Annotated in this window: 21 protein-coding genes; 10 read left to right on the top strand and 11 right to left on the bottom strand. The window is 52.2% G+C overall.

Annotation, left to right across the window (positions count from 1 at the left end; genetic code table 11):
• Positions 1 to 18 precede the first annotated feature (18 nt).
• The 4 genes from ACJJIC_RS17160 to ACJJIC_RS17145 all read left to right on the top strand — a co-directional run bounded on the left by ACJJIC_RS17160 (position 19) and on the right by ACJJIC_RS17145 (position 3,655).
• The gene (locus ACJJIC_RS17160) at positions 19 to 381 is read left to right on the top strand and encodes a hypothetical protein (protein ID WP_444909147.1); all 363 of its coding nucleotides are present in this window, start codon (positions 19 to 21) and stop codon (positions 379 to 381) included.
• Positions 382 to 453: 72 nt separating this feature from the next.
• Positions 454 to 1,797: a glycosyltransferase family 4 protein gene (locus tag ACJJIC_RS17155; protein WP_444909148.1), complete on the top strand. Its 1,344-nt coding sequence runs from the start codon at positions 454 to 456 to the stop codon at positions 1,795 to 1,797.
• Positions 1,797 to 2,549 carry a class I SAM-dependent methyltransferase gene (locus tag ACJJIC_RS17150; RefSeq protein ID WP_444884278.1) on the top strand — a complete coding sequence of 251 codons (753 nt, stop codon included), beginning with the start codon at positions 1,797 to 1,799 and terminating at the stop codon, positions 2,547 to 2,549. Before ACJJIC_RS17155 ends, ACJJIC_RS17150 begins: the two co-directional genes overlap by 1 nt.
• Positions 2,546 to 3,655, top strand: a complete 1,110-nt coding sequence (locus ACJJIC_RS17145; protein WP_444909149.1) for a prenyltransferase/squalene oxidase repeat-containing protein — start codon at positions 2,546 to 2,548, stop codon at positions 3,653 to 3,655. Before ACJJIC_RS17150 ends, ACJJIC_RS17145 begins: the two co-directional genes overlap by 4 nt.
• Here the strand turns inward: ACJJIC_RS17145 and ACJJIC_RS17140 are convergent.
• Positions 3,590 to 4,207: a class I SAM-dependent methyltransferase gene (locus ACJJIC_RS17140; RefSeq protein ID WP_252082408.1), complete on the bottom strand. Its 618-nt coding sequence runs from the start codon at positions 4,205 to 4,207 to the stop codon at positions 3,590 to 3,592. The genes ACJJIC_RS17145 and ACJJIC_RS17140 overlap by 66 nt on opposite strands.
• Before the next feature lie 107 nt (positions 4,208 to 4,314).
• On the opposite strand from ACJJIC_RS17140, the gene ACJJIC_RS17135 reads away from it, so the two are divergent.
• Positions 4,315 to 5,037, top strand: a complete 723-nt coding sequence (locus tag ACJJIC_RS17135; protein WP_444884281.1) for an acyltransferase — start codon at positions 4,315 to 4,317, stop codon at positions 5,035 to 5,037.
• A 44-nt stretch (positions 5,038 to 5,081) separates the two neighbouring features.
• Positions 5,082 to 5,594: a shikimate kinase gene (locus ACJJIC_RS17130; protein ID WP_444909150.1), complete on the top strand. Its 513-nt coding sequence runs from the start codon at positions 5,082 to 5,084 to the stop codon at positions 5,592 to 5,594.
• A gap of 72 nt (positions 5,595 to 5,666) precedes the next feature.
• On the opposite strand, the gene ACJJIC_RS17125 is transcribed toward ACJJIC_RS17130, so the two are convergent.
• Positions 5,667 to 6,137, bottom strand: a complete 471-nt coding sequence (locus ACJJIC_RS17125; protein WP_152452743.1) for an Lrp/AsnC family transcriptional regulator — start codon at positions 6,135 to 6,137, stop codon at positions 5,667 to 5,669.
• Between the two features lie 277 nt (positions 6,138 to 6,414).
• On the opposite strand from ACJJIC_RS17125, the gene ACJJIC_RS17120 reads away from it, so the two are divergent.
• On the top strand, positions 6,415 to 9,972 hold the full coding sequence (locus ACJJIC_RS17120) for an indolepyruvate ferredoxin oxidoreductase family protein (protein WP_445357491.1): 3,558 nt from the start codon (positions 6,415 to 6,417) through the stop codon (positions 9,970 to 9,972).
• Positions 9,973 to 10,022: 50 nt separating this feature from the next.
• On the opposite strand, the gene ACJJIC_RS17115 is transcribed toward ACJJIC_RS17120, so the two are convergent.
• Together ACJJIC_RS17115 and ACJJIC_RS17110 are read right to left on the bottom strand one after the other, a co-directional pair.
• Entirely contained in the window at positions 10,023 to 11,333 is a 1,311-nt protein-coding gene (locus ACJJIC_RS17115) for an OprO/OprP family phosphate-selective porin (RefSeq protein ID WP_444884284.1), read from the bottom strand.
• Between the two features lie 250 nt (positions 11,334 to 11,583).
• Positions 11,584 to 12,474 (bottom strand): TraB/GumN family protein, encoded by an 891-nt coding sequence (locus tag ACJJIC_RS17110; protein WP_444902734.1) that lies wholly within the window; start codon positions 12,472 to 12,474, stop codon positions 11,584 to 11,586.
• Positions 12,475 to 12,660: 186 nt separating this feature from the next.
• On the opposite strand from ACJJIC_RS17110, the gene ACJJIC_RS17105 reads away from it, so the two are divergent.
• A complete protein-coding gene (locus ACJJIC_RS17105; RefSeq protein ID WP_444909152.1) occupies positions 12,661 to 13,767 on the top strand; it encodes a glycosyltransferase in 1,107 nt (368 codons plus the stop codon).
• An 11-nt stretch (positions 13,768 to 13,778) separates the two neighbouring features.
• Here the strand turns inward: ACJJIC_RS17105 and ACJJIC_RS17100 are convergent, their stop codons facing one another.
• The 3 genes from ACJJIC_RS17100 to ACJJIC_RS17090 all read right to left on the bottom strand — a co-directional run bounded on the left by ACJJIC_RS17100 (position 13,779) and on the right by ACJJIC_RS17090 (position 16,260).
• Entirely contained in the window at positions 13,779 to 14,363 is a 585-nt protein-coding gene (locus tag ACJJIC_RS17100) for an acyloxyacyl hydrolase (RefSeq protein WP_252082397.1), read from the bottom strand.
• A 147-nt stretch (positions 14,364 to 14,510) separates the two neighbouring features.
• A complete protein-coding gene (locus ACJJIC_RS17095; RefSeq protein ID WP_444909154.1) occupies positions 14,511 to 15,659 on the bottom strand; it encodes a sigma-70 family RNA polymerase sigma factor in 1,149 nt (382 codons plus the stop codon).
• A 181-nt stretch (positions 15,660 to 15,840) separates the two neighbouring features.
• Positions 15,841 to 16,260 (bottom strand): hypothetical protein, encoded by a 420-nt coding sequence (locus ACJJIC_RS17090; protein WP_444909155.1) that lies wholly within the window; start codon positions 16,258 to 16,260, stop codon positions 15,841 to 15,843.
• Between the two features lie 259 nt (positions 16,261 to 16,519).
• On the opposite strand from ACJJIC_RS17090, the gene ACJJIC_RS17085 reads away from it, so the two are divergent.
• Positions 16,520 to 16,828 (top strand): hypothetical protein, encoded by a 309-nt coding sequence (locus ACJJIC_RS17085; protein WP_444909156.1) that lies wholly within the window; start codon positions 16,520 to 16,522, stop codon positions 16,826 to 16,828.
• Positions 16,829 to 16,891: 63 nt separating this feature from the next.
• Here ACJJIC_RS17085 and ACJJIC_RS17080 read toward each other — a convergent pair whose 3' ends face one another.
• From ACJJIC_RS17080 to ACJJIC_RS17065, 4 genes are all read right to left on the bottom strand, one after another.
• Entirely contained in the window at positions 16,892 to 17,650 is a 759-nt protein-coding gene (locus ACJJIC_RS17080) for a YciK family oxidoreductase (protein WP_444889836.1), read from the bottom strand.
• 51 nt (positions 17,651 to 17,701) lie between these two features.
• Positions 17,702 to 18,361, bottom strand: coding sequence for an HAD family hydrolase (locus ACJJIC_RS17075; RefSeq protein ID WP_444884291.1), 660 nt, complete (start codon positions 18,359 to 18,361; stop codon positions 17,702 to 17,704).
• 12 nt (positions 18,362 to 18,373) lie between these two features.
• Complete coding sequence (ubiG, locus tag ACJJIC_RS17070) at positions 18,374 to 19,075, bottom strand: bifunctional 2-polyprenyl-6-hydroxyphenol methylase/3-demethylubiquinol 3-O-methyltransferase UbiG (RefSeq protein ID WP_252082389.1); 702 nt, start codon at positions 19,073 to 19,075, stop codon at positions 18,374 to 18,376.
• Positions 19,076 to 19,314: 239 nt separating this feature from the next.
• Positions 19,315 to 20,640, bottom strand: coding sequence for a TRZ/ATZ family hydrolase (locus ACJJIC_RS17065; protein ID WP_444911006.1), 1,326 nt, complete (start codon positions 20,638 to 20,640; stop codon positions 19,315 to 19,317).
• Between the two features lie 187 nt (positions 20,641 to 20,827).
• Between ACJJIC_RS17065 and gyrA the strand changes: the two genes are divergently transcribed.
• Positions 20,828 to 23,389, top strand: coding sequence for a DNA gyrase subunit A (gyrA, locus tag ACJJIC_RS17060; RefSeq protein WP_252082387.1), 2,562 nt, complete (start codon positions 20,828 to 20,830; stop codon positions 23,387 to 23,389).
• Positions 23,390 to 23,479: the final 90 nt, after the last annotated feature.

Genomic DNA, 23,479 nt, shown 5'->3' with positions numbered 1-23,479 from the left:
AGAAACCTGGCCCGCCTTTTGGCGGGCATTTTTTTGCCGGTCAAAAATAAATATATAGGCTATTTTTCCATCTCTTTTGCTAAAAATTCTTGTCACACTTTTCTTTCTATTCATCCTGCCTCTGATGACTGGGCTGAGAGTAAACCTGGCGCAGGCAAAAATATTTTTAAATGGGGTATGCGCAGCGCAGAGATCTGGTGTAGTTCATCGGCTGATAATGTATTTGATAGAAGTTCGCTGCGTACTTTATTTGGCTTCAGAAGCCACGCGGAAGGGCAGACTGGCCAAGAGAGTGGATTACTTCTGCCTAGCAGTCATTTCCCCGCCAGTGTATTCTTCCGCTTTATCAGCGTAGGGCCCCGGATTGGTCGATTGCTTTAGCCAGGCTTCACAGCAGGGCGCTGCCTTTTTGATTAATGAGTGTGGGTCTCAGAACAAGCAGATGGGGAATCTATGACCGCCTTGGGAAATTGTGCAGACGGTCCAATGGCTGGCGAGACACGGCCACTAAAAATATGTCTACTGGGATATCGCAGTCATCCGCACAGTGGTGGCCAGGGAATTTATCTCCGTTACTTGAGTAAGGCTCTGGTTGATGCCGGCCATTCGGTCGATGTGATATCCGGCCAGCCCTACCCAGAGCTGGATGAGCGGGTGAACTTGATCAAGATGCCCGGACTCAATCTCTATGAAGTAGAAAAGCCCAGCCGTGCCCTTAGACCAAAACATCTGCTCTCTTGGGCAGACTTCTTTGAATGGCTGAGTAAACTGACCGGCGGTTTTGCCGAGCCATATACTTTTGGTCGTCGCGTGCGTAAATACTTACGTCAGCATGGTCCCCAATACGACATAGTTCACGATAACCAATCGCTTTGCTATGGGCTGTTGGATATCGAGCGTAGCGGCCTCCCAGTTGTTGCCACTATTCACCATCCCATTACCCGCGATCGCCAGCTAGCCCTGGATGCGGCGCCGGACTGGCGCTTTCGTTTGTTGGTGCTACGTTGGCACAACTTCCTGAATATGCAAATCAAGGTTTCGAGGAAGTTGCGCCATATTGTCACGGTATCGCGCCAGTCAGAGCGGGACATCATCGAACAATTCGGGGTGGCGCCGGAGCAAATACACCTGATCTATAACGGTATCGACACAGAGATCTTCAGCCCCGATAACAAGGTGCAACGCCAACCCTTGCGTATTATGACGACCTCTTCGGCGGACCAGCCGCTCAAAGGGCTTGGAATCTTACTGCAGGCCATGGCCGGATTGCGTGAGCGCTTTCCTGAGCTGGAGCTATTGGTGGTTGGCCGTTTGCGCAAAGGCGGCGCTACCGAAAAGCTGTTGCAGAAGTTGAAACTGCAAGATGCTGTGCAGTTTGTTTCTGGGATTTCCAATGAAGAACTGGTGAACCACTACCGCAGTGCAACAGTAGTGGCCTGCCCATCACTGTATGAAGGGTTTGGCTTGCCTGCGGGTGAGGCGATGGCCTGTGGGGCCCCGGTGGTTTCCAGTGATGGAGGCGCGCTGCCAGAAGTTGTCGGCGACGCCGGCATCGTCGTCCCGGCCGGTGACAGTAATGCGCTGGCGGAGGCCCTTGGTCGTGTTCTGGCGGATAAATCTTTGCAAGCGGATATGGGCGCTCAAGGCAGGGCGCGTATTGAAAACAAGTTCTGTTGGAGTTTGGCGGCATCGAACCTGGTGGCTTACTACCGGGAAATACTTGGCGAGTCTGTCGTGCAACAGCAGAACGAAACGGGCTTAGTCGATACAGATGTTAGCGGTGCGGAGGCTGCTTAATGATTACTGTAGATCCGCAACACCTGAACCTTCGCCCGGGACAAAAAGTTTTGGACCTGGGCTGTGGCGAGGGGCGTCACTCCATTCATTTGATGATCACTGATGAGGTGGATGTATACGGCATCGATCTGTGCCTAGATGATGTGTGTACCGCCAATGAGCGGGCAGAGCCTTTTAATAATTCTGAACACGCCAAAGGGCGCCTGTTACTTGGGGTTGCCAATGGTTTGCAGCTGCCGTTTGCCGACGCCACATTCGATGTGGTGATCTGCTCCGAGGTATTGGAGCACATTCATGAGTACAAAGCGGTTCTCGCAGAAATTGACCGCGTATTGAAGCCCTCAGGTATCTTTGCCGCTACTGTGCCGGCGTATTTTCCCGAGTGGGTCTGCTGGCAGCTTAGCGATGCGTATCATCAGGTGGAGGGGGGGCATATTCGTATTTTCCGTGAGCGAGAGCTGCGTCAGAGTATTGAAGCCCTGGGACATCGCCATTTCGCTCGGCACAAGGCGCACGCACTGCACGCGCCCTATTGGTGGTTGAAATGTCTGTTTTGGGATAAGCCAGATAACCGCTTGGTGAAAGCTTACCATCGCTTGTTAGTGTGGGACTTGATGAAGCGGCCCGCACTCACGCGTGTGGCTGAAAAGCTGTTGAATCCTCTTTTGGGGAAAAGTGTCGCGCTCTATTTTGTGAAAGCGGAGCAGCGGGCGCCTGAGCCCCTGGGTTTGGCAGGGGAGGTGAACCCATGAGTGAAACGATATTGCCCCCCAAAAAGAGTACAAGCCTTTTCCCCGTAAGTTTTGTGCGTGATAGCGCAGCCTATATCCTTTCCCAGCAATTACCCGATGGCTCAATCCCCTGGTTTAAAGGGCACTATGCCGATCCTTGGGATCATGTTGAGGCGGCCATGGGATTGGCTATCGCCGGAGAATTTGGTGCCGCGGAGAAAGCCTATCGCTGGTTGGCGGATATTCAATTGCCGGATGGCAGCTGGTGGGCGGCTTATAAAGATGGAGAGATCGATAACGGTGAGCGTCGGGAGACGAATTTTGTCGCCTACGTAGCCACTGGGGTCTGGCACTATTTCCTGATCAGTGGTGACAAAGGTTTTCTACAGCAGTACTGGTCGATGGTTGAGCGCGCTATCGATTTTGTCCTGGGTCTTCAGACTGAATACGGTGAAATTCACTGGGCCGTGGATGCCGGGGGACAGCCCAAAGAGGATGCCCTGATTACCGGCTGTGCCTCAGTTTTTAAAAGCCTTGAGTGTGCGATCAATATTGCCAGTGTGTTGGGGGTGGCTCGACCGGAATGGGTGCGGGGGCGCACGGCATTAGGTGAGGCCCTACAGAGTAAGCCCGAGCGTTTTGACCGTACCTGGGAGAGCAAGGCGCGTTTTTCCATGGATTGGTTTTACCCTGTGCTCACTGGCGCATTTACAGGCGAAGCTGCGCGTGCTCGGCTACAGCAGCGCTGGGATGAGTTTGTGGTGGCCGGTTTGGGTTGCCGTTGTGTCAATGATGAGCCCTGGGTGACCGTGGCGGAATCCTGCGAGTTGACTATGGCCCTATTGGCCTCGGGGCAGCGGGCGCGTGCGGAGATCATTTATCGCGGCCTGCACCGTTGGCAGGACAGCGATGGTGGCTACTGGACAGGGTATGTCTATCGAGACCAGGCGGTTTGGCCCGAGGAGAAAACCACCTGGACCGTGGGTGCGATGTTGCTTGCGGCAGATGCACTCGCCGACCTGACGCCGGCAAGCGGTTTGTTTACCTCGGTGTGCCTGCCTTCAGATACGGCGCAGGATGCCCAGGGTGTCGACAGTTTCGACCAGCTCGAATTGAGCGGAAGCTAGAGCGAGCTTGTAAATGTCATAGGGGGCTTGGCCGCCATCGGCGGGGTCGGGGAATATATCGTGAATGGCCAGGTAGCCGCCTGGCACAATATGCCTGGACCAGCTGCGGTAGTCGGTCAGTGCCGCTTCAAGGGAGTGGCCTCCGTCGATAAATACCAGGCCCAGTGGGGTATTCCAGTGGCGCGCGGCCACCGAGGAGGGAGCTACCACGGGCACAACCCAGTCTTCCAGTTCGGCCGCTCTCATATTGGCTCGAAAGGTTCGGAAGCTGTCCATTAGGTTGGCTTTTTGGTCAAACAAATCGGGATCGTGGTATTCCTCACCCGGTTGATGCTCCTCGGAGCCGCGGTGGTGATCCACGGCAAACACGACACTGTCGGTTAGTTTGCAGGCTGAGGCTAAGTAGATTGTGGACTTACCGCAGTAGCTGCCTACTTCGAGGCAGGGGCCGAGGCTGCTGGTCTCAGCGGCAAGATGATAGAGCGCTTCGCCCTCGTGGGCAGCGAGGAACCCCTTGATGGCTCTGATATCGATGGGCAAATGAATGGACATATTTTACTGCTTGCTATTTTACTTGGCCCAAACACTAAACCGGCGCTTGCACAAAAGCAATTGCGATTTTTTGTGGGCAGTTTGCCCCATCAAGTAGATATTTAATTATGCGCAAGGATCATAGGCCTTATTGGTTAAAGCGCCTGCAGTTGCGTTGGCGCAATTGGCGCACGCACTATTTTTTACTTCCTCAATTTGATGCGGTAGGTGTTGACCCTGAGGTGATGGACCCTTCTTCAGTACATGTTTTTGGAGGGAATGTTCGCCTGGGTAATTATCCCCATTTAATTTCTAATGCGGAAAAGTGCATTCGCTTTACTACCTTTGGGCACAAGGGGCGCGAGGCTTTTATTACCATTGGGAACTATGTGCTGATTTCTCCCGGAGTGCGGATATCGGCTGCGCAGTCCATAGAAATTGGCGATGCCTGTATGATCGCCGCTAATGTTTATATTTCTGATTCCGATTGGCATGGCCTCTATAATCGTACCAGGCCTTTTCGTTGCACTGCGCCGGTGCGTCTTGGGAATAATGTTTGGATTGGCGATAGTGCGACTATTTGTAAAGGCGTAAGCATTGGTGATAATTCCGTTGTCGGCGCGGGTAGTGTGGTCACCAAGGATGTGCCAGCCAATACAGTGGTAGCAGGGAATCCAGCCAAGCCGATAAAAACCATTAACCCCAAACGGAGAATGATTACCCGCGAGGCGCTTTTTGCCGATGCTTTCCGCCAGGCTCACAATATGGATGAGCTGGATAAATATATGCTGCAAGGTAATAGCCTATTTGGCTGGCTGCGCGCTGTATTTTTCCCTCGCCGCGGCGATTAACGTTGATCACTGCTTCGCTCTGATTTTTGCGAACAGGTAAAAAGATGAAAAAAAGAAAAAGTATTGTTCTGATTGGCATGCCGGGTGCAGGTAAAAGTACTTTGGGTGTGTTGCTGGCCAAAGAGCTGGCCCTGGATTTTGTTGATACAGATGTTTTGATTCAGGCGCGGGAGGGGAAAACACTACAGGAAATTATGGCGGAGAGTGACTACCTCAATTTGCGGGCTATAGAGGGGGAGATCATTGCCGCAGCGCAGCTGCCCAAGCATGTGGTTTCCACTGGGGGCAGCGCGGTCTACAGTGCTGAGGGAATGGCTAATCTGCGTGCGCAGGGCACAGTCGTGTTTTTGGAATGTTCCGCAGATGAACTTCGCCGGAGAATCCACAATTATGAAAGTCGTGGGATAGCCAAAGCACCGGAGCAAAGTTTTGACAGTTTATTTGAGGAGCGCCAGATCCTCTACCGCAAATATGCGGATATTACTTTGCGCTGTGATGGTTTGAATCTGCAACAGGCATTGGATCGATTAATGCAAAAGCTGCGGGCGTTGGCTTGATAGGTTTTTTGAGCCCCACAAACTATGGGGCTCATTCATGAGACTCTGGTATTGCCTCAGCCTCTTATTCTGCTAGAGCGGCAACTGAGTGGTATATTTCACTTGTTTAAGGGCGAAGGTGGAATTCACCGAGGCTACATTGGGCAGGTGCACCAGTGAGCGTTTTAACAGTTGCTCGTAATGTTCAACACTGTCCACTACTACACGCAGAACATAGTCCTTGTCGCCACTGGTTGAATAGCATTCGACCACTTCCTGAACATCCTGTACCGCAGTCTCGAAATTATTCAGGGACTCTTCATCGTGGTTGTGGATGGTCACGTAACAATATACTGTGACTCCCAGGTCCAATTTACGCGGGTCCAGCAGGGTGACGCGGCCGCGAATAATACCCTCCGCCTCCAGCCTTTTGATACGGCGCCAGCAGGGGGTGTGGGAAAGACCGACTTTGTCTCCGAGCTCCGCCATGGAATAATCGGCGTTCTCCTGCAGCGCTCGCAGAATCTTGCGGTCGAAATCATCCAGGTCTGTCGAACGCTTCATAAAGACTCCTATCCTATAAAAAATTGCTCGATCGAGATTTTCATCACAAATTTACGCACATTTACGTAAATAAAGCAATGCTCTGTTGCGCTTAACGCACTAGTATGACCTGACCAATCCGTTTCAGCCTGAGCGCTTTTTGTAATTACCCGCCAGAGAGTTTTGCAGGGTGCCGAAAAAGTGATCAGCTAACTACCGAGACGGAGCAATTCGGAAGAATAATGACTTATAACTCGAACTGGGTTTCGAGAAGAATAAATGACCGGAAACTAGGTGTATGACTGAAAAAGTAGCCAGTCCCCAGCGCGCGGTGGACTCCCAGGGGAAAAAACAAATCTCACTGGATGATCGCTTTACCACCCTCAAAGGCCGTGTGCTTCTTTCGGGGATCCAGGCGCTGGTGCGTCTGCCCATTGACCAGATGCGGATGGACCAAGCTCGCGGTTTAAATACCGCAACTTTTATCTCCGGTTACCGCGGCTCTCCCCTCGGTGGTTATGACTTGCAGCTCTCGAGGGCCAAAAAGTTACTGGATCAGCACAATATTCGATTCCAGCCGGGCGTGAATGAGGAGCTGGCCGCGACGGCCGTGTGGGGCTCCCAGCAGGTTGGCCTATTCGATGGCGCTCAAGTCGATGGCGTTTGTGGTATCTGGTATGGCAAGACTCCGGGCGTGGATCGCTCATGTGATGCCTTCCGTCACGCCAATGCTGCGGGTTCCTCGCCAAAGGGTGGTGCTCTTATTATCGCTGGGGATGACCACGGCTGTAAGTCCTCTTCCTACCCGGGGCAGTCGGAATTTGCTTTCGTGGATATGCATCTTCCAGTCTTGAATCCTGCAACTGTGCAGGAGGTCTTGGATTATGGCCACTATGGCCTGGAGTTGTCCCGTTTTAGTGGCTGCTGGGTGGCAATGATCACTCTGGCAGAGAATATGGATAGTTCCGCTACCGTGGAAGTCGATCCCCAGCGGGTACAGTTCAATTATCCTGAGATCGAGCGCCCCGCAGGTGGCCTGAATATCCGCAAGGAGGATAACCCCCTCGAACAGGAAGAGCGCCTGTGGCGCTATAAGCGCCCGGCGGCTCTGGCCTTTGCTCGGGCGAACAAGCTGAACAAGGTAGTGCTGGAAAACTCTAATGCCACTCTTGGTATCGTCACTACCGGTAAGGCTCACCTGGACTTGATGCAGGCCTTCGAGGACATGGGGATTAATGAGGAAAAAGCCCAGCAATTGGGCATTCGTATCCTCAAAGTGGGGATGACCTACCCCCTCGATGTACCTGGAATTCAGGAGTTTGCCCGCGGCTTAGATACTTTGCTGGTGCTGGAGGAAAAGCGTAGTCTGATGGAGGTGCAGCTGAAAGAGGAGCTGTACAATGTTCACCTCAAAGACCCTAATTTCCCGCGTATTCTCGGGAAAGTAGATGAACACGATCAACCGCTGATGCCTGCCTATGGTGAGCTATCCCCGGCCATTATTTCCCAGGTGCTTGGTCTGATTTTGGATCAGGATAAGCTGGGTGAGCGCGGGCGACATCGCTTGATGCGCCTTAATGCCCTGGCCCAGCGCATCGCGCAACAAGCGGGTTCCAATGTTTCTCGCCTACCCATGTTTTGTGCCGGCTGCCCGCATAACCGTTCCACCAAAGTGCCTGAGGGCAGTCGCGCCCTTGCCGGAATCGGCTGCCACTATATGGCTCAGTGGCTGGACCGCGAGACGTTCACCTTTACCCAAATGGGCGCCGAAGGAGTCAACTGGGTGGGGCAGGCGCCTTTCACCGATGAAAAGCATGTATTTGTGAACCTGGGGGATGGTACTTATTTCCACTCGGGGGTCCTCGCAATTCGCGCTTCTGTCGCCGCTAAGGTAAATATCACCTACAAAATCCTGTTCAACGATGCCGTCGCCATGACAGGTGGCCAGCCCCATGATGGAGAGTTGGCGCCGGATATGATTTGCCGCCAAGTGCTGGCCGAGGGTGTGCAGAAGGTTGTTCTGGTGATGGACAACCCAGACAAATATCAGGGCGCCCTGAGCTTCCCTTCCGAGGTAGAGATTCGCCATCGGGATTATATGCCGGCGGTAATGGAGGAGTTGCGTGAGGTGGAAGGGTGTACGGTCATTATTTACGACCAGACCTGTGCTACTGAATTGCGCCGTAAGCGCAAGCGCGGCTTACTCCCCCAGGCTGAGGGGCGCCCCTTTATTAATGAGTTGGTGTGTGAAGGCTGTGGCGACTGTGTGCAGCAATCCAGCTGTATTGCCGTGGAAAAGGTTTCTACAGCTTTGGGGGACAAGCGCCGTGTTAACCAGACCGGTTGTAATCAGGATCTCTCCTGTATCAATGGCTTCTGTCCCTCGTTTGTGACGGTAAAAGGTGGGCGCTTGGCTAAAGGTGCGGGCGTTGGCGATGTCTTGCGCACAGAGGCAGAAAAGCTGCCTGTACCAAAGCTGCCGGGTCTGGATGAGCCCTTTAATTTCCTGGTGACAGGAGTGGGTGGTACCGGGGTGGTGACTATTGGTGCTCTGTTGGCGATGGCGGCCCATATAGAAGGCAAAGCCTGCAGTACCCTGGATCAGACTGGCCTCGCGCAAAAAGGCGGCGCGGTGTATTCCCATATTCGTTTTGCAGCCCACCCAGAAGCATTGCAAGCGGTGCGAATCTCCGATGGTCGCGCCGATGCACTGATGGCCTGTGATTTGATCGCTGCGGGAAATCTCGCCGCCTGTTTGGCCAAGCTGGATGAAACCCATAGTCGTGCGGTGGTGAATACCCACCTGAGCCCCACCGCTGCCACCGTTTTGGGGCGTGAGGATGCTCACTCTCCACAAGCGGTTCTCGATACCCTAAGTAACGCGGTTAACGCTCTGGATTCTGTTGAGGCTCACCGTCTGACCAAATCTGCACTTGGTGACACTCTGGCGGCCAATATATTTATGTTGGGCTTTGCTTGGCAAAAAGGCCTATTGCCACTTTCTCAGGCGTCGCTGTTGCAGGCAATTGAGCTGAATGGTGTGGCAGTGGAGGGCAATCTGCAGGGCTTTGCTGCCGGGCGTCTTGCTGCGGCAGACCGTAAAGTTCTAAACCGGTTGCTTGCTCACGATCGGACGCCTGTACAGCTACCCAAAGGTCTGGATGAAATTGTTGCCCACCGGGTTGAGCATCTGACAGGCTATCAAAATGTAGAGTTGGCTAAGCGCTACCAAGTTTTGGTGGATAAAGTTAAAGCGGCGGAAACCCTTAAGGTACCCGGGCGCCAAGCGGTCGCCGAAGTGGTTGCGCAAAATTATGCCAAGTTACTTGCTTACAAGGATGAGTATGAGGTTGCGCGCCTCTACACTGATGGGCGCTTTACTCAATCCTTGCAGGAGAATTTTAGCGGAGACTTTGTCCTCGAATTCAACTTGGCGCCGCCATTACTGGCCCGTTTCGACAAAGTGTTGGGGCGTCCTCGCAAAATGAAGTTTGGTGGTTGGATGCACAAAGCATTCGGAGCCTTGGCCAAATTAAAGTTCCTGCGCGGTACTGCTCTGGATATTTTCGGCTATACCGCTGAGCGACGTATGGAGCGGTCTTTAATCACTGAGTATGAGCAACTGGTTGAGAAAGTGGTGGGGCAGTTGAACGAACAAAACCACCAGGCGGCTATTGAATTGCTCAGTTATCCTGAGGTTATTAAAGGTTACGGGCACATCAAAGAGGCTAATGTATTGGAGGCGCAACGCCAAAGAGAGCAGGCGCTAAGTCGTTTTGAAAATCCTGTTGGTAAAACCGGCCAAGCTAGAGAGGTTGAAATTTTCGACCCCACTAAGGCTCAGCAAGTGGGCTAACGTTCCGCTCCTACTAAAGCCCCGGTGGGTTTCCACCGGGGTTGTTCCGCTTACCAGAATCCCTGCATACGAATAGCAAGCTGCTTGGTTTGATCGCCGGTAAATTTATCATCCCCGAGAGTCACGTTCAGCATCAGGCGCACTTTGGGATTAAAATAGTAATTAAACCCAAAAACAAAATTACTTACCTTCATGCCGGGAATATCCCGGTTTTCGATGGTATCGTAGCGTGCAGTAATCTCGAAGGCGCTCTCTGGTGGAGTAGGTTTGATAGATCTGAAAACTCCATTTTTCTCATCATAGGGTTTGTGCTGACCAGTGATCGCCCAACTTCCCACGATATACCAAGTGCGTACATCTTGGTCTCCGATAAAACAACCGGTATATGGGTCACAAAAAAAACGAGGCGGCGCACCAAAGAACTCAAAAAATGTAAATTCGGATAAATAGAAATCTCCGGAAAAATTCCCAAAAGCGTATTCAGACTGGGCGTAAAAAGGCCCATAGGCACCAGCGAGTTCTAATCCTAGAATCCACACATCTCCACCGGGGTCGCCCTGATAAAATTCATCATCGCCAAAATCACCGAAGAAAAATTCACCACCACCGGGGCTCAGTGCAACCAGTTGTTCTGGGCCGCGACGCCCTGCGTATTCGACTAGTGCCTCGCGCGGTGGCGTGTCTTCATTGGCGTCTTCATAGCTGAATGAAGCGCCCAGATGTACAGTACTGTCGAAGTTACTGATTGGGGCCCAGGTAAATCGGGTGGCGGCACCAATACCCTCGTTGCGTGGATCACCGGGGTTGCGCAGATTAAAAAGGGTGACCCCATAGGTATGACAGCACCAATGGGTATGCCAGCCAATTCCCTGTTGCCTGCCGCGGTTGTCGTAAATACCAGCGGATGAGGCAAAGGATCTCTCCATCATGGTGATTTGATTGGAGGAAGTGAGTTGGTTCATCGAACGGCTGGGTTTAAAATTTCCTATGCGGAGGCTTCCATCAAAGACTTTAGTGCCCAGGTATACAGTCCTTAATCCTCCAGTTCCAGAGGAGGCAAAGTCTCTTTCCAGTTCGTATTCCCATTTCCACAATTTTCCCCGCATTTTTAGTCGTACTCGACGAAAATCTGTAGTGTTTACGGGTTCTTCAAGTTCTGTATCAAACAAGATGGTGTCATAGTAGTTTTTATCTTTGTCAAAAAAATATGTGTCAAAGTGAATGCGGCCGCCGAGTTCTGCAGAAAAATTTTCATCCTTGGACGTAATTTTTAGTCCCCCTTCAGTTTTGGCCTTATCAGCAGTGGCGAAGGGAGATAAAAGTACACAGGTTAGGGCGAAATACAGGGCGTAGTATTTCATGCAGTGTCCTTAGAGGCGGCTGTATCTTTAGCTGCGTATTGTTGCAGTTTAGCAAGTAGGTTTGATGATTTTTCGGTTTTCTGGGGTAGGGTTTACTTATAAAGAGAAGGTCTTGGGGTATGGTCGAGTAAGGGATGGGTGTACTTAAGTAAGTCCGTGAAACACCTGCAGCTGTGTATACTTGTGCAAGTGTTTCTTGGGTGGAAATGAAGCAGGTTACAGCTCAATTGTTTTCCTGATAAGTGAAAGTTTAGATGCGCTCCAGCTTATAGCCTTTTTGCTTCATCAGCTCAGCAATGCTGCCTTGGCCGACTAAATGGCCGGCGCCGACAACCACAAAGAGTTTCTGATACTTCGGCGCTTTTAAGATTATTTTGTTCGCCATTTTCTCATTGCGCTGAAAAAATAATTTTTCATAAAGCGGCTGATACTCGGGACTTTCTTCAAGGCCATCGAGAATAATCAGGTGATTGAGAGCTTTGTCGTCTCCGGCTTTCCATGCACTGGTGAGCTTTGGCAAAAAGGTAGAGATATCTTCCAGCTGCTCAAGCGTCTGCTGGAGTAAAAGGGCGGGATTATCCAGGCCATTTAATAGTTGGAATTGCTGTAGAACCCCCTCCAGCTCCAATACCGGTTTACCGTCCTTTTTAGCCTTACTTAGGAAGTGGCGATCGATACCCAGTTCCGGGTTGAGCCCCTGGGCCTGCATTTCGATCATACTCATGGAAATCATGGCGATGGCTGGGCGCTGGCGAATAAACATAGCCTCCGGCATGTTGCGTTTGTGCATCCAGGCTTGTAATTTCTTGTACAAATCTGCGGGGAGGTCATCACGCAGGCTGCGTTCTCCCTGATAAACAGACTCCATCATAATTTTCTGCTGTATCAACATATCGCTTTCGGCGGCGAGGATATCAGCTTCAACAGCAACGGCATCACTTTGGGCATAGGCACGCTCTATCTGGGAGCGCATTGGGTAATAGTCTTCTGTGGCCAGGTGGATAGATCCCAGCAGGTAGACAGTTTTATCCTCCTTGGTGGCTTTCCAGAAAATACCTTGATCTGTTTCGGCTGCAGAGGCTGTGCCAACAAATAATATAAGAACAAGAGCGATTGACCGTGTGAAGTAGCGTTGGAACATTACTTTTCCCTGAATGTGTTGAGGCGAATCATGTTAGCACTCGAGAAGCCCGTCTGATACCAAGTGACTGCGCAGGTAAATTGGCCTTGCCAGAGGGGTTTGTTGCAAATCTGTGTGGAATCTACTGGGAAATTACTTCTGTGAGGGTCAAAATACTCTCTTTGTTCCACTTTTGCGGTAGATGTTTTGAGAATTGTACAAATCTGGCCTGAATTGGAGCCTGGAGATAGAGGTAAGGCTGCGCTGGATTTCATTCAGGAGTTGGCTCGGCAGGACGCAAAACCAATTGTGATCTCAGCCGGGGGGGCCTTGGTGGCGCGCCTCGAACTGCATGATGTCCAACATATCCCATTGCCTTTGAACAAGAAGCCTTTTTGGGCTATGGCCCTTGTGCGCCGCTTACGCAGTGTCCTACAGAATTTAAATGCCGATGTGGTCCATGTCCATGGGCGTTTAACCGCCCAGGTGGTCTGGCGAGCTTGGGATGGTATGGATGTCAATACACGCCCCAGTTTGGTCACTCATGTCGATGGTTATTATTCGCCCAGTCGAAGGGATGTAGGGTTGGTTTCCGGGCCATGTGTGATCGCATCATCCGATGGAATTGCCAGCCACCTGAAAGCGCATCTTGGGGAAAAATTGGTTAATCCTACCCATATCGTGCACTGGGGCATTAGCTCTCGGGAGTTCGATCGCAGTAAACCTGTATCAGGCCAATGGCATCTGCGTTTCCTGAATAGCTATCCGCAACTGGAGGGAAAAAATTGGTGGCTGTATTCGGGCCCCTTGTCTGAAAAGGGTGAGCTGAAGGTGTTTTTGCACGCTCTGGCGCGGGCCGTAACTAGCCGGGAGGATTTATTGGGGTTGGTGGTAGGGGCATCAAAGGGTGGTGATTTACACCATATCCGCAAGTTGGAGCAACTGGCTCAAGAGTTGGGGCTGGAAGGGAAAGTACTTTTTCTGGGAGAGAGAAAGGATTTACGGGAGCTATATGCCTCCTCGCAATTGACTTTCAGTTTGGCCAGCCCTGGTGAGCCTAGCGGCCAAAGTGCTATGCAGGCTTTGGCGATGGGGTGCTCTGTGGTTGCCTATAAAGATACTTGTGCTGGAGAGGTGCTGGAGGGCTGCTTCCCCAGGGGAGTCGTTGAGCGGGGAGGTTCACAAGCTTTATGTGATGTGGGGCTGGCTTTAATGGAGCGGCGGGATAAAGTGGAGTTAAATGGTTTTTTTCATGAAGAAATCGTTAAAAAGACCATAAATATCTATCGGGATTTAGTTGGTTCTTCCAGCTAGGCAGAGGCTGATTAAAAATTAAAGTGCCCATTAAATGAGGCAAAATCGAAACCGGGATTGGGGATATTCGTATAGGCATTGGAAAAGTGGCTATAGCGCAGCGATAGTGTATGGCCGCTACTGAAGCGATAGCCCAGAGCAAAATGTAAGGCAAAATTTACCTTGGTGCTGAGTCGAATATCACCAAACTCCTGCTGGCTTAAATAAGAAGCGCCGACACCCGCCTCGCCAAAGCTACCGAGGGGTTCACTGCGCGGATACCAACGCAGCACCGGTTTGATTTCTAGAATATTTTGCTGCTGGGTTTTATTGAGGTGTTCCAGGCGAATATAGGAATAACTGCCTTGCCCCCACCACTGCCAGGAATTATTGGCATTGTTGAAAGAGGTGAACAGGTAGGAATAGTTGATACCGCCTACTTTGGCGGCTGAAATCGAGTCTCTCTGCATCAGGACATTTCCTAGCCCCTTTCCTGCGCTGATAATAATTTCCTGCTCGGCGATAGTGGCAGGGGCTCCGGGGAGAATCCAGGCGAGCAAAAGTGTACAGCCCAATGCTGTGTTGCCGCTTACACCATTTTTGGAATATTTACGCATGGGTTGTGAGGATCATAGTTGCAAGAGCTGTAACTAAGACTAGTGGGAAAGTGATTGAAGGCAAGCACGCTACCTATCGACCGCCACCGGCTTCCTCAAGTTTGGCTGGGGCTGAGATCAGCCCCAGGCCGCGGAGTTTTTGGACGGTTATCGCCACTGACGTTTCAGTTGACGAATGGCATCGGAGTGCAGTTGGCGGGCGCGTTCCTGACTGAGCCCAAGCTGTTCGCCGATAACTCTGAAAGAGCAATCCTTGTCTGAAATCAGTCCATAGCGCAGGTTCAATACCGTCCTTTGCCTAGCTGGCAGGCGGTCGACAGCTTCGCGTAGTCGCTCTGCCAGCTCTTGGTTGGTGACCAATTCATCGGTATTGTAAAGTTCGTCGGCGGGAGCGTAATCCAAGCGGGTACTGCTCTGGTCGTCTGCGACAGGGTCGTCCAGTGAGCCTGTTGGGCCGGGTAGTTTGAGCAAGCTTTGAATTCGCTCCAGGTCAAGCCCCGTGTGTCTAGCCAGATTTTCATCGGATGCGGGCTGGCCTAACGCGCGTACCTCGCCGATAGCACGGTAAATTGTGCGTAAGTCATCCTGCACATTGGCTGGCTGGCGAACCAAATCTTCATTGCGTCGCATAGCCAGTTGTATTTCCTGCTGAATCCACCAGTAGGCGTAGGTTGAAAATCGGTAGCCCATTTGCGGCTTGAAGCGCTCTATTGCTTTCATCAAGCCGACGTTCCCCTCCTGAATCAGATCAATAAAAGGGATTGAGGGATTGCGAAAGCGCTTGGCAATAGCGATTACCAGGCGTAAATTGCACTGAATCAGCTTTTTTCTTTGCTCCTGAAAGCGTCTCAGAAGCCCACCGAGTTTGCTTCTTTCCCGTCGGGTGAGTTCTTCGAGTGACAGTAACATCTCCGTGCGAGCAATTATCAGGCCGTGGTCATAGGCACCGGTACTGCCCCGCTGCTCCACGCCTTCACTACGCAATTGCACAAGCTCGGTTCCGCACTGCTGTAATTTCTCAATCAGGGTATCTTCGAGATCCCGCAGTAGGCAGGTGGTACTGTGTTCCTCCTCGGGGGTAAGCAGCTCAAGTCTGTATAGGTGCTTGAGATAGCTTTGCATTGGGGTGCTGCCACTTTCGCTGAGCGATTCCCCAACTGAATGGATCTCTTCGATATCGGGTTCGGCATCTTCTGCCTGACCGCGATTTTCCGCATTGGAGCAGGAATCGGAGAGGGCGTTGTCTGTATCCTTCAGCCAGTCTTCATCCCTTGAGTAAAAGTTTTCTCGGGACAAGTGCTTAAACCTTCTGTTGACTGCGTGAACGATATGCTTTGTTCAGTCTCTCCAGGCGCTCTTGGCGCCCTTTTCACCTTAACGATAGATGAAAGTTGAATTTTGCGCCCAATAAAGGCTGACTGATGGGTTTTTTGGGGAGGGGCTGGGCGTAGCAAACGCCCAGTTAGTAAAAGATAAATTATTTTAGGCGCTTAACTCGCATCTTTTTTCCGCCGTCAGCGGGTTTCATAAAAAAGGATCCAAGCATCGCGCGTTCTACAGTAACGAGATCGCCGGCCTTCCAGAATACGCGCCCTGTATCATTTTGCTTCCAGATCTGGCCGTTCTCCAGAATGACAATCTTTTTATTGTGGGCGCCCTCTTGAATCTCAGCGATTCTTGCCTCAATAGACTCTGGAGCTTCTTTGATTTGCTTCAACTCCTGGCCAAAATCTTGTTCGGCTCGCTTCTCAATGGAGCTGCTGAGCTTATCGTAGCAGGCCAATCGGTCTGTATTGGACGTCACTTTAGAGCAGTGCTTGAGCTGCTTTCCTAGTGAATCTGCATAAACATTGGGGGTAAGGATTGCTAGAAGGGAGATTATAAAAATTCGAGTCATGACTATTTATTACGTTTTTGCCGGTTGTTGGCTTTATTTTGCCGGAGCAGTTGACGATGGACAATTGGATTTGTGCGTCTCAGCACGCTTTTAGTGGAACCTACATGGAAAAATACCCTCGATTAAGACGGGCCATCCTGACGCTCTTCATTGTTTAGGTGGGCTCGTCCGTAATAGCAGCCTTGTCTTAGGGGATTTTCGAGTGCTTAGCTATTAGCTGGGTTAAAAATATAGGCAAAAACTATCAAGGGGCGGAAAAATGAAAAGTCTTATCACTCCCGCAGTTTTATTGGCCACACTAGGCTGTCTCAGTTTGGAGGGGTTGCAACTCTCTTTTGCAGGGGAGGCCTTTGCCGCGACGAGCGTGGTTACTCTGTCTCAGGAACAGCAGGGTAAAAACATAGAGCAAAACTTTTCTGTAAATGGTGCTCGGAAGGGTGAAATGCTCGATGGCAGTGAGATGTTGGAATTTGAAGGGGATATCTTTGCGGATGTGCCTGAGCATGCGGCAACCGATAAGGGTGTCGGGCAGAGAGATTCATTGGGAGAGAAATCCCCAAGTAAGTAATGCAAGGGTATCCTTCTTAGTAAAAAACCGGGTTTTACCCGGTTTTTTACTGTTTACATGGGCTCAGCGTTTTTGAGCGCTAAAGTGTTTGCCGCTTTGACTACGGCTGTCATCGCCCATTAAGTAGAGGTAGGTGGGCATAATTTCTTCTGGTGCCGCCACAGACTTGGGGTTTTCTGCCGGATAGGCTGTTGCACGCATTGGGGTGCGAGTTGCGCCTGGGTTGAGGCTATTCACCCGTACATTGGATACGCCATCCAACTCATCGGCCAACACCTGCATAAGGCCTTCCGTTGCGAACTTTGATACAGAGTAGGCACCCCAATAAGCCCTTCCCTTTAGGCCTACGCTGGAACTGGTGAATACCACTGAACCGGCTTCGGATTTTTCTAGTAATGGCAGTAGTGTTTTGGTGAGTCCAAATACGGCATTAACATTGACCTGCATAACCTGTTGCCAGGCGGAGAAATTGTAATTTGCCAGAGGGGTGCGCTGCCCGAGGAGGCTGGCATTGTGAAGTAGCCCATCGAGACGGCCAAACTCCTGTTCAATGGCCTCGGCAAAACTTTCAAAGTGCTCTATTTTGGCTTCATTGAGGTCCATTGGGAAAATGGCCGGCTGCGGTCCTCCTGCGGCCTCAATCTCGTCATAGACCATTTCGAGTTTTGGAGTGGTGCGTCCCAGTAAGATTACAGTGGCTCCGTGTGCGGCGAAAGTCTTTGCTGCAACCTTGCCAATACCGTCACCAGCGCCGGTAACAAGTATGATTTTATCTTTTAGTAGGTTTGATGGAGCGACATAGTCGCCGGCATATTCAGACATGAAACATCCTGATGCTGGCGCCCAGCATCGGGCCGGGCATGGTTTCGAAGGTTAAATATAATGTTGCTGGAGTAGGGGCCAGATTTCATCCACTGAGCTGACCAGGTGATCGGCACCCCAGTTAGCGGGATCATCGGAGGCATCAATATACCCGTATGCGCACGCAATGGTGGGCATGCCCGCACGCTGGCCGGCAATGATATCTCGCTGATGATCTCCTATATAAACGGCATCTGCTGGAGTGCAGCCTATTTTACTGCAGGCGAGCAGTATGGCTTCAGGGTCCGGCTTGGACTTGCTCACATGATCCGGGCAAATCACAGTGGAGGCTGGCGGCAGGTATTCGAATGCTCGCATAAGGGGCACAGTAAACGCTTCGGGCTTGTTGGTAACGATACCCCAGGGGATTTCATTTTGTGCCAGCGTATCAAGCAATGGCTCTATGCCGGGAAAAGGTACGGTCTGCTCTGCGAGGTGTGCCAGGTAAAGATCCAGTAGGCGCTGCAAAAGGCTGGAAAATTCAGGATCGCCTTCCTGCTTGCCAAACCCCAGAGTGACCAGTGCTCGCGAGCCGCTAGAGACTGTGCCACGGATAACCTGATCGGGCAGGGGAGGGAGTTGCTCCTGGTGGCGCAACTGATTGAGTACGACAATAAAGTCTGGTGCGGTGTCGAGGAGTGTGCCATCCAGATCAAATAAAACTGCTTTCATTCTATGGTTCGCTTATTCGGGTTTGCTGGCATACATCAGGTAATTGACGTCGACGTCGCGGGGGTTCAGTTTATAGGTGCGGGTTACCGGGTTGTAGGTCATGCCGGTGATATCGCGTAACTCCAGATCCGCCTCGCGCAGCCAGGCACCCATTTCCGAAGGTCGAATAAATTTGCTGTATTCGTGGGTACCTTTGGGTAGTAAGCGTAGGATATATTCCGCTCCCACCACCCCGAAAAGCCAGCCTTTAGGGGTGCGGTTGATCGTCGAAAAAAACAGGTGCCCGCCGGGTTTGACCAAGTTGGCACAGGCGCGGATTACCGAGGCAGGATCGGGTACATGCTCGAGCATTTCCAGGCAGGTGACAACGTCGTAACTTCCAGGGGCTTCCTCGGCAAGTGCTTCCACTGTAATACGTCGATAATCTACCGATACGCCACTTTCCAGGGCGTGTAGCTTGGCGACATTGAGAGGGGCTTCGCCCATATCAATACCGGTTACCGTCGCGCCTCGCTGAGCCATTGCCTCGGCTAGAATGCCACCGCCACAACCGACATCCAACAGTTTTTTACCAGCCACCGAGGCGTATCTATCGATATAATTAGCACGCAATGGGTTAATTTCGTGAAGGGGTTTAAATTCACCTTCTTTGTCCCACCAGCGGCTGGCGAGTTGTTCGAATTTGGCGATTTCCGCGGGATCTACATTACTCATGAAATTCTCTGCATACTCCGTCGCTATCAACCCGCAAATAAATTTGTGCCGGGTTAGTTCAGCACTGAGGTGCTGTCGCCGGCTATTAGCCGGTCCTAGTCCGCGAATACGAGGAGGTCGAATGACTACTTCCGTACTTCACGGGCGGCAATAAATGACGAAGAGAGTCAATTTAATTGCCCGGTTAATCGTTAATTGCTGGCTGCTTATAGCAGTTGAATTACCGTAACCAATTACGCCTAGCGTGAATGGCCGGCGATTCTATCACGCCATAATTGCGCCCGCTGGATTACCTCTGCTTCATTCAAGGTCAACAGCTGGCGTTCCTCCAGCAGTTGTTTGCCGGCAACCCAGACATCGCTGACATTGTGCCCACCGCTGGCATAAATTAACTGTGATACAGGGTCATGCACTGGTTGCTGTTCGAGGCCGGATAGATCGATCGCGGCAATATCGGCGCTCTTGCCGATTTCCAGGCTGCCAGTCTTCTCTTCAATTCCCAGGGCGCGGGCACCATTGATGGTGGCCATCGCCAGTGCCTGGTGAGCGGGAAGCGCAGTGGCCTTGCCGCTTACGGCTTTGGCGAGCAGGGCGGCGGTACTGGCCTCGGCAAAAAGGTCCTGACTATTGTTACTCGCGGCTCCATCGGTGCCCAGTGATACATTGATACCGGCGTCGAGTATCTCGACCGTGGGGCAGAAGCCGGAGGCCAGTTTGAGGTTGGAGGATGGGCAATGGGCCACATGCGCACCACTGGTTTTTAACAACTCTATGTCCCGTTCATTGGTTGCTACCATGTGCACACAGAGCGTTTGTGGGCTCATTAGGCCTAGCCGCTGTAGTCGTTCGGTGGGGCGTTCACCATTTTGTTTCAACGCAGTTTCCACTTCTTGGTAAGTCTCATGCAGATGGATCTGCACGGGAATTTGCGCCTCGGCGGAACACACGGCGATTTTTTCCAGGGTCTGATCGCCAACTGTATAAGGGGCGTGTGGTGCAAACATCACTTCAATGCGTTCATGGGCGCGGTAGTCGTCGCGCAGTGCCAAGCCTTTGTGCAAGGCCTCTTCGGCGTGGCGGCTCCAGGGGGTGGGTGCGTCTAATATCGGGAAGGCGATATGAGCGCGGATGCCGGTTTCCCGAGCGGCGATTGCTACGGCTTCTGGGTAGAAGTACTGATCTGAGAAGGTGGTAGTGCCCGAGCGCAACATTTCAGCAATAGCGTGGCGGCTGCCATCTGCGACAAACTCCGGCCCCACCCAGCGTTGTTCCGCTGGCCAGATATGTTTCTCCAGCCACTCCTTGAGGGGGCGGTCATCAGCATAACCCCGCAATAGTGTCATGGGCGCGTGATTGTGAGTATTGATCAGTCCGGGAATCAGGGCGTGATGTCCAAGTTCTACTTCCCGCTTTGCTTTAAAGCGTATCTTGGCTTCTGCCGATGGCAGCAGAGCGGTAATTTGTCCGCCTTCAACAGCGAGTGAGCAGTTCTCGTACACTTTTTGTTCGGGGACTACCGGAATAATCCAGCGCGCATGAATCAGGGTATCTATTGCTTGGGGCATGGGAGGTAAGTGGCGACGGTTAAGATAGGGATTTACTTTAGCGGCAGAGTCTGCCCACAGCAACAGCTGTAGGTGAGGCTCGGAAGTGCGTGGGGACTGCCATCCAAAGGCGTCAAACTGTGCTAGAATCGCCCGCTTATCCGGGCTCAGTATCCATGCCCGCGCTATAAAAGGAACGCCGTAAGCCATGGGCGAATTAGCCAAAGAAATCTCTCCGATTAATATCGAAGAAGAACTAAAGCAGTCTTATCTCGACTACGCCATGAGCGTGATCGTCGGGCGCGCACTGCCGGATGTACGCGATGGTCTCAAGCCGGTACACCGTCGTGTGCTCTTCGCTATGAGCGAGCTTAAAAACGACTGGAACAAACCTTATAAAAAGTCAGCGCGTGTCGTTGGCGATGTGATTGGTAAATATCACCCGCATGGAGATACCGCGGTCTACGACACCATTGTGCGTATGGCTCAGCCGTTCTCTATGCGCTACACACTGGTGGATGGCCAGGGTAACTTCGGTTCTATCGACGGTGATAGCCCGGCCGCCATGCGTTATACCGAAATTCGCATGGATAAGCTTGCCCACGAGCTGCTATCCGACCTCGATAAAGAAACGGTCAATTTTGTCGACAACTACGATGGCTCCGAGCAGATGCCGGAGGTACTGCCTTCCCGAGTACCGAACCTGCTGGTAAACGGTTCCTCCGGTATTGCTGTGGGCATGGCCACCAATATTCCTCCTCACAATTTGGGGGAAGTTGTTAATGCCTGCCTGGCGCTGATTGCTAACCCTGAGCTGTCTGTTGACGACTTGATGGAGCATATTCCCGGGCCGGACTTCCCCACTGGCGCAACCATTAATGGCCGTGCCGGTATCTTGCTAGCCTACCGCACTGGTCGCGGACGCATCTATGTGCGCGCCAAGGCGGACGTTGTTCGCGATGACAAGAGCAATCGCGAAACGATCATCATTACTGAGATTCCCTTCCAGCTGAACAAAGCGCGCCTGATCGAGCGAATTGCCGAGCTGGTGAAAGAGAAGAAGATTGAGGGTATCTCTGAGCTGCGCGATGAATCCGATAAAGACGGCTTGCGTGTAGTGATTGAGCTTAAGCGCGGTGAGCTGGGTGATGTGGTCCTGAATAACCTCTATTCCCAGACCCAGCTGGAGAGCGTGTTCGGCATCAATATGGTAGCTCTGGTTGATGGCCAGCCCAAGGTGCTGAACCTGAAAGAGTTGCTTGAGCACTTTGTACGTCACCGCCAGGAAGTGGTTACCCGCCGTACCGTTTACCTGCTGCGTAAAGCACGCGAGCGCGGCCACATTCTAGAAGGCTTGGCTATTGCTATTGCCAATATTGATCCGGTCATTGAACTGATTAAATCCTCCGCAACGCCGGCGGAAGCCCGTGAGGCGCTGCTAGCCAAGGGTTGGCCGGTGGGTAACGTACAGCAGTTCCTGGAGCGCGCTGGCGCCGATGCCTGCCGCCCAGATGACCTGCCTAAAGAGTTTGGCCTGCGCGATAACGCTTACTATCTGTCCCCAGCTCAGGCTCAGGCCATTCTCGAACTGCGCCTGCACCGCCTCACTGGTATGGAGCACGACAAACTGCTGGCGGAATACCAGGACCGCTTGGAGCAGATCGCCGAGTATCTGCATATCCTCGGCAGTTTTGAGCGCTTGATGGAAGTGATTCGCGAGGAGCTGGAGCAGCTGTCAAAAGACTTTGGTGATGAGCGTCGCACCGATATTGTTGCCTCCCGTCAGGATTTGACCGTAGAAGATCTGATCACCCCGGAAGACAAGGTGGTGACCATTTCCCACGGTGGCTATGCCAAGAGCCAGCCTCTGACCGATTACCAAGCTCAGCGTCGTGGTGGTATGGGTAAGTCGGCCACCCAGGTGAAAGATGAAGACTTCGTCGAGCACCTGCTGATCGCCAACTCCCATGACACTATTTTGTGCTTCTCTAACAAGGGCAAGGTGTATTGGCTCAAAGTCTATGAAGTGCCGACTGCTGGCCGCGCCTCTCGTGGCCGCCCGGTGGTCAATATGCTGCCCCTCGAAGAGGGTGAGCGCATTAGTAGTCTGATGCCAGTGTCTGAATACGATGAGGATCACTTTATTTTCTTCACCACCGCCAATGGCACCGTGAAGAAGACTCCACTGACGGCCTTTGCCCGTCCGCGCAGCGTTGGTTTGCGCGCAATTGAGCTGGAGGAGGGCGATCGTCTCGTCGCTACAGCGGTAACCGATGGTGAGCGCGATGTGTTGCTGCTCACCAGTGCTGGTAAAGCAGCCCGCTTCTCCGAAGCCAATGTGCGCTCTATGGGACGCGTGTCTCGCGGTGTGCGTGGTATCCGCATGCAGGAGGGGCAGGAAGTGATCGCCATGGTAATCCCTGAAGAGGGAGGCTCCGTGATGATGGCGACTGAAAACGGCTACGGTAAGCGCACTGCGATCAGCGAGTTCCCCACCAAGGGTCGAGGTACCCAGGGGGTTATCGCAATCGCCGAAAGCGAGCGTAACGGCGCTCTGGTCGGAGCCTGTCAGGTCCACCCGGGTGAGGAAATGATGTTAATTTCTGATCAGGGTACTCTGGTGCGCACCCGAGTCGATGAGGTTTCGGTGCTGGGGCGCAATACCCAGGGTGTCCGTGTCATTCGACTCAAGAGCGGTGAAAAACTCGTGGGCCTCGGGCGCATCGAGGAGACGGAAGAAGAGGGTGAAGATAACGGTGGGGCCGAGTGACCCACCCCAAACTACCAACAGAAAGGCTGCGATTATCGCGGCCTTTCTTGCCTCTGGCACCCTAAGAAATGCTTAAAAGCGTGATATCCA

The sequence above is a fragment of the Microbulbifer mixtoriginis (SeqCode) genome (genome assembly GCF_052468275.1).
Note: the sequence above shows the minus strand (reverse complement) of the source record. Positions and strands in the feature narration are given on the sequence as shown.

Bases quoted from the DNA above. Each gene is read 5' to 3' on its own strand.
- ACJJIC_RS17140 (WP_252082408.1), bottom strand. From the start codon at position 4,207: ATGTCCATTCATTTGCCCATCGATATCAGAGCCATCAAGGGGTTCCTC.
- ACJJIC_RS17115 (WP_444884284.1), bottom strand. From the start codon at position 11,333: ATGAAATACTACGCCCTGTATTTCGCCCTAACCTGTGTACTTTTATCT.
- ACJJIC_RS17120 (WP_445357491.1), top strand. From the start codon at position 6,415: ATGACTGAAAAAGTAGCCAGTCCCCAGCGCGCGGTGGACTCCCAGGGG.
- ACJJIC_RS17075 (WP_444884291.1), bottom strand. From the start codon at position 18,361: ATGAAAGCAGTTTTATTTGATCTGGATGGCACACTCCTCGACACCGCA.
- ACJJIC_RS17080 (WP_444889836.1), bottom strand. From the start codon at position 17,650: ATGTCTGAATATGCCGGCGACTATGTCGCTCCATCAAACCTACTAAAA.
- ACJJIC_RS17065 (WP_444911006.1), bottom strand. From the start codon at position 20,640: ATGCCCCAAGCAATAGATACCCTGATTCATGCGCGCTGGATTATTCCG.
- ACJJIC_RS17150 (WP_444884278.1), top strand. From the start codon at position 1,797: ATGATTACTGTAGATCCGCAACACCTGAACCTTCGCCCGGGACAAAAA.
- ACJJIC_RS17130 (WP_444909150.1), top strand. From the start codon at position 5,082: ATGAAAAAAAGAAAAAGTATTGTTCTGATTGGCATGCCGGGTGCAGGT.
- ACJJIC_RS17090 (WP_444909155.1), bottom strand. From the start codon at position 16,260: ATGACTCGAATTTTTATAATCTCCCTTCTAGCAATCCTTACCCCCAAT.
- ACJJIC_RS17100 (WP_252082397.1), bottom strand. From the start codon at position 14,363: ATGCGTAAATATTCCAAAAATGGTGTAAGCGGCAACACAGCATTGGGC.
- ACJJIC_RS17145 (WP_444909149.1), top strand. From the start codon at position 2,546: ATGAGTGAAACGATATTGCCCCCCAAAAAGAGTACAAGCCTTTTCCCC.
- ACJJIC_RS17125 (WP_152452743.1), bottom strand. From the start codon at position 6,137: ATGAAGCGTTCGACAGACCTGGATGATTTCGACCGCAAGATTCTGCGA.
- ACJJIC_RS17155 (WP_444909148.1), top strand. From the start codon at position 454: ATGACCGCCTTGGGAAATTGTGCAGACGGTCCAATGGCTGGCGAGACA.
- gyrA (WP_252082387.1), top strand. From the start codon at position 20,828: ATGGGCGAATTAGCCAAAGAAATCTCTCCGATTAATATCGAAGAAGAA.
- ubiG (WP_252082389.1), bottom strand. From the start codon at position 19,075: ATGAGTAATGTAGATCCCGCGGAAATCGCCAAATTCGAACAACTCGCC.
- ACJJIC_RS17110 (WP_444902734.1), bottom strand. From the start codon at position 12,474: ATGTTCCAACGCTACTTCACACGGTCAATCGCTCTTGTTCTTATATTA.
- ACJJIC_RS17085 (WP_444909156.1), top strand. From the start codon at position 16,520: ATGAAAAGTCTTATCACTCCCGCAGTTTTATTGGCCACACTAGGCTGT.
- ACJJIC_RS17135 (WP_444884281.1), top strand. From the start codon at position 4,315: ATGCGCAAGGATCATAGGCCTTATTGGTTAAAGCGCCTGCAGTTGCGT.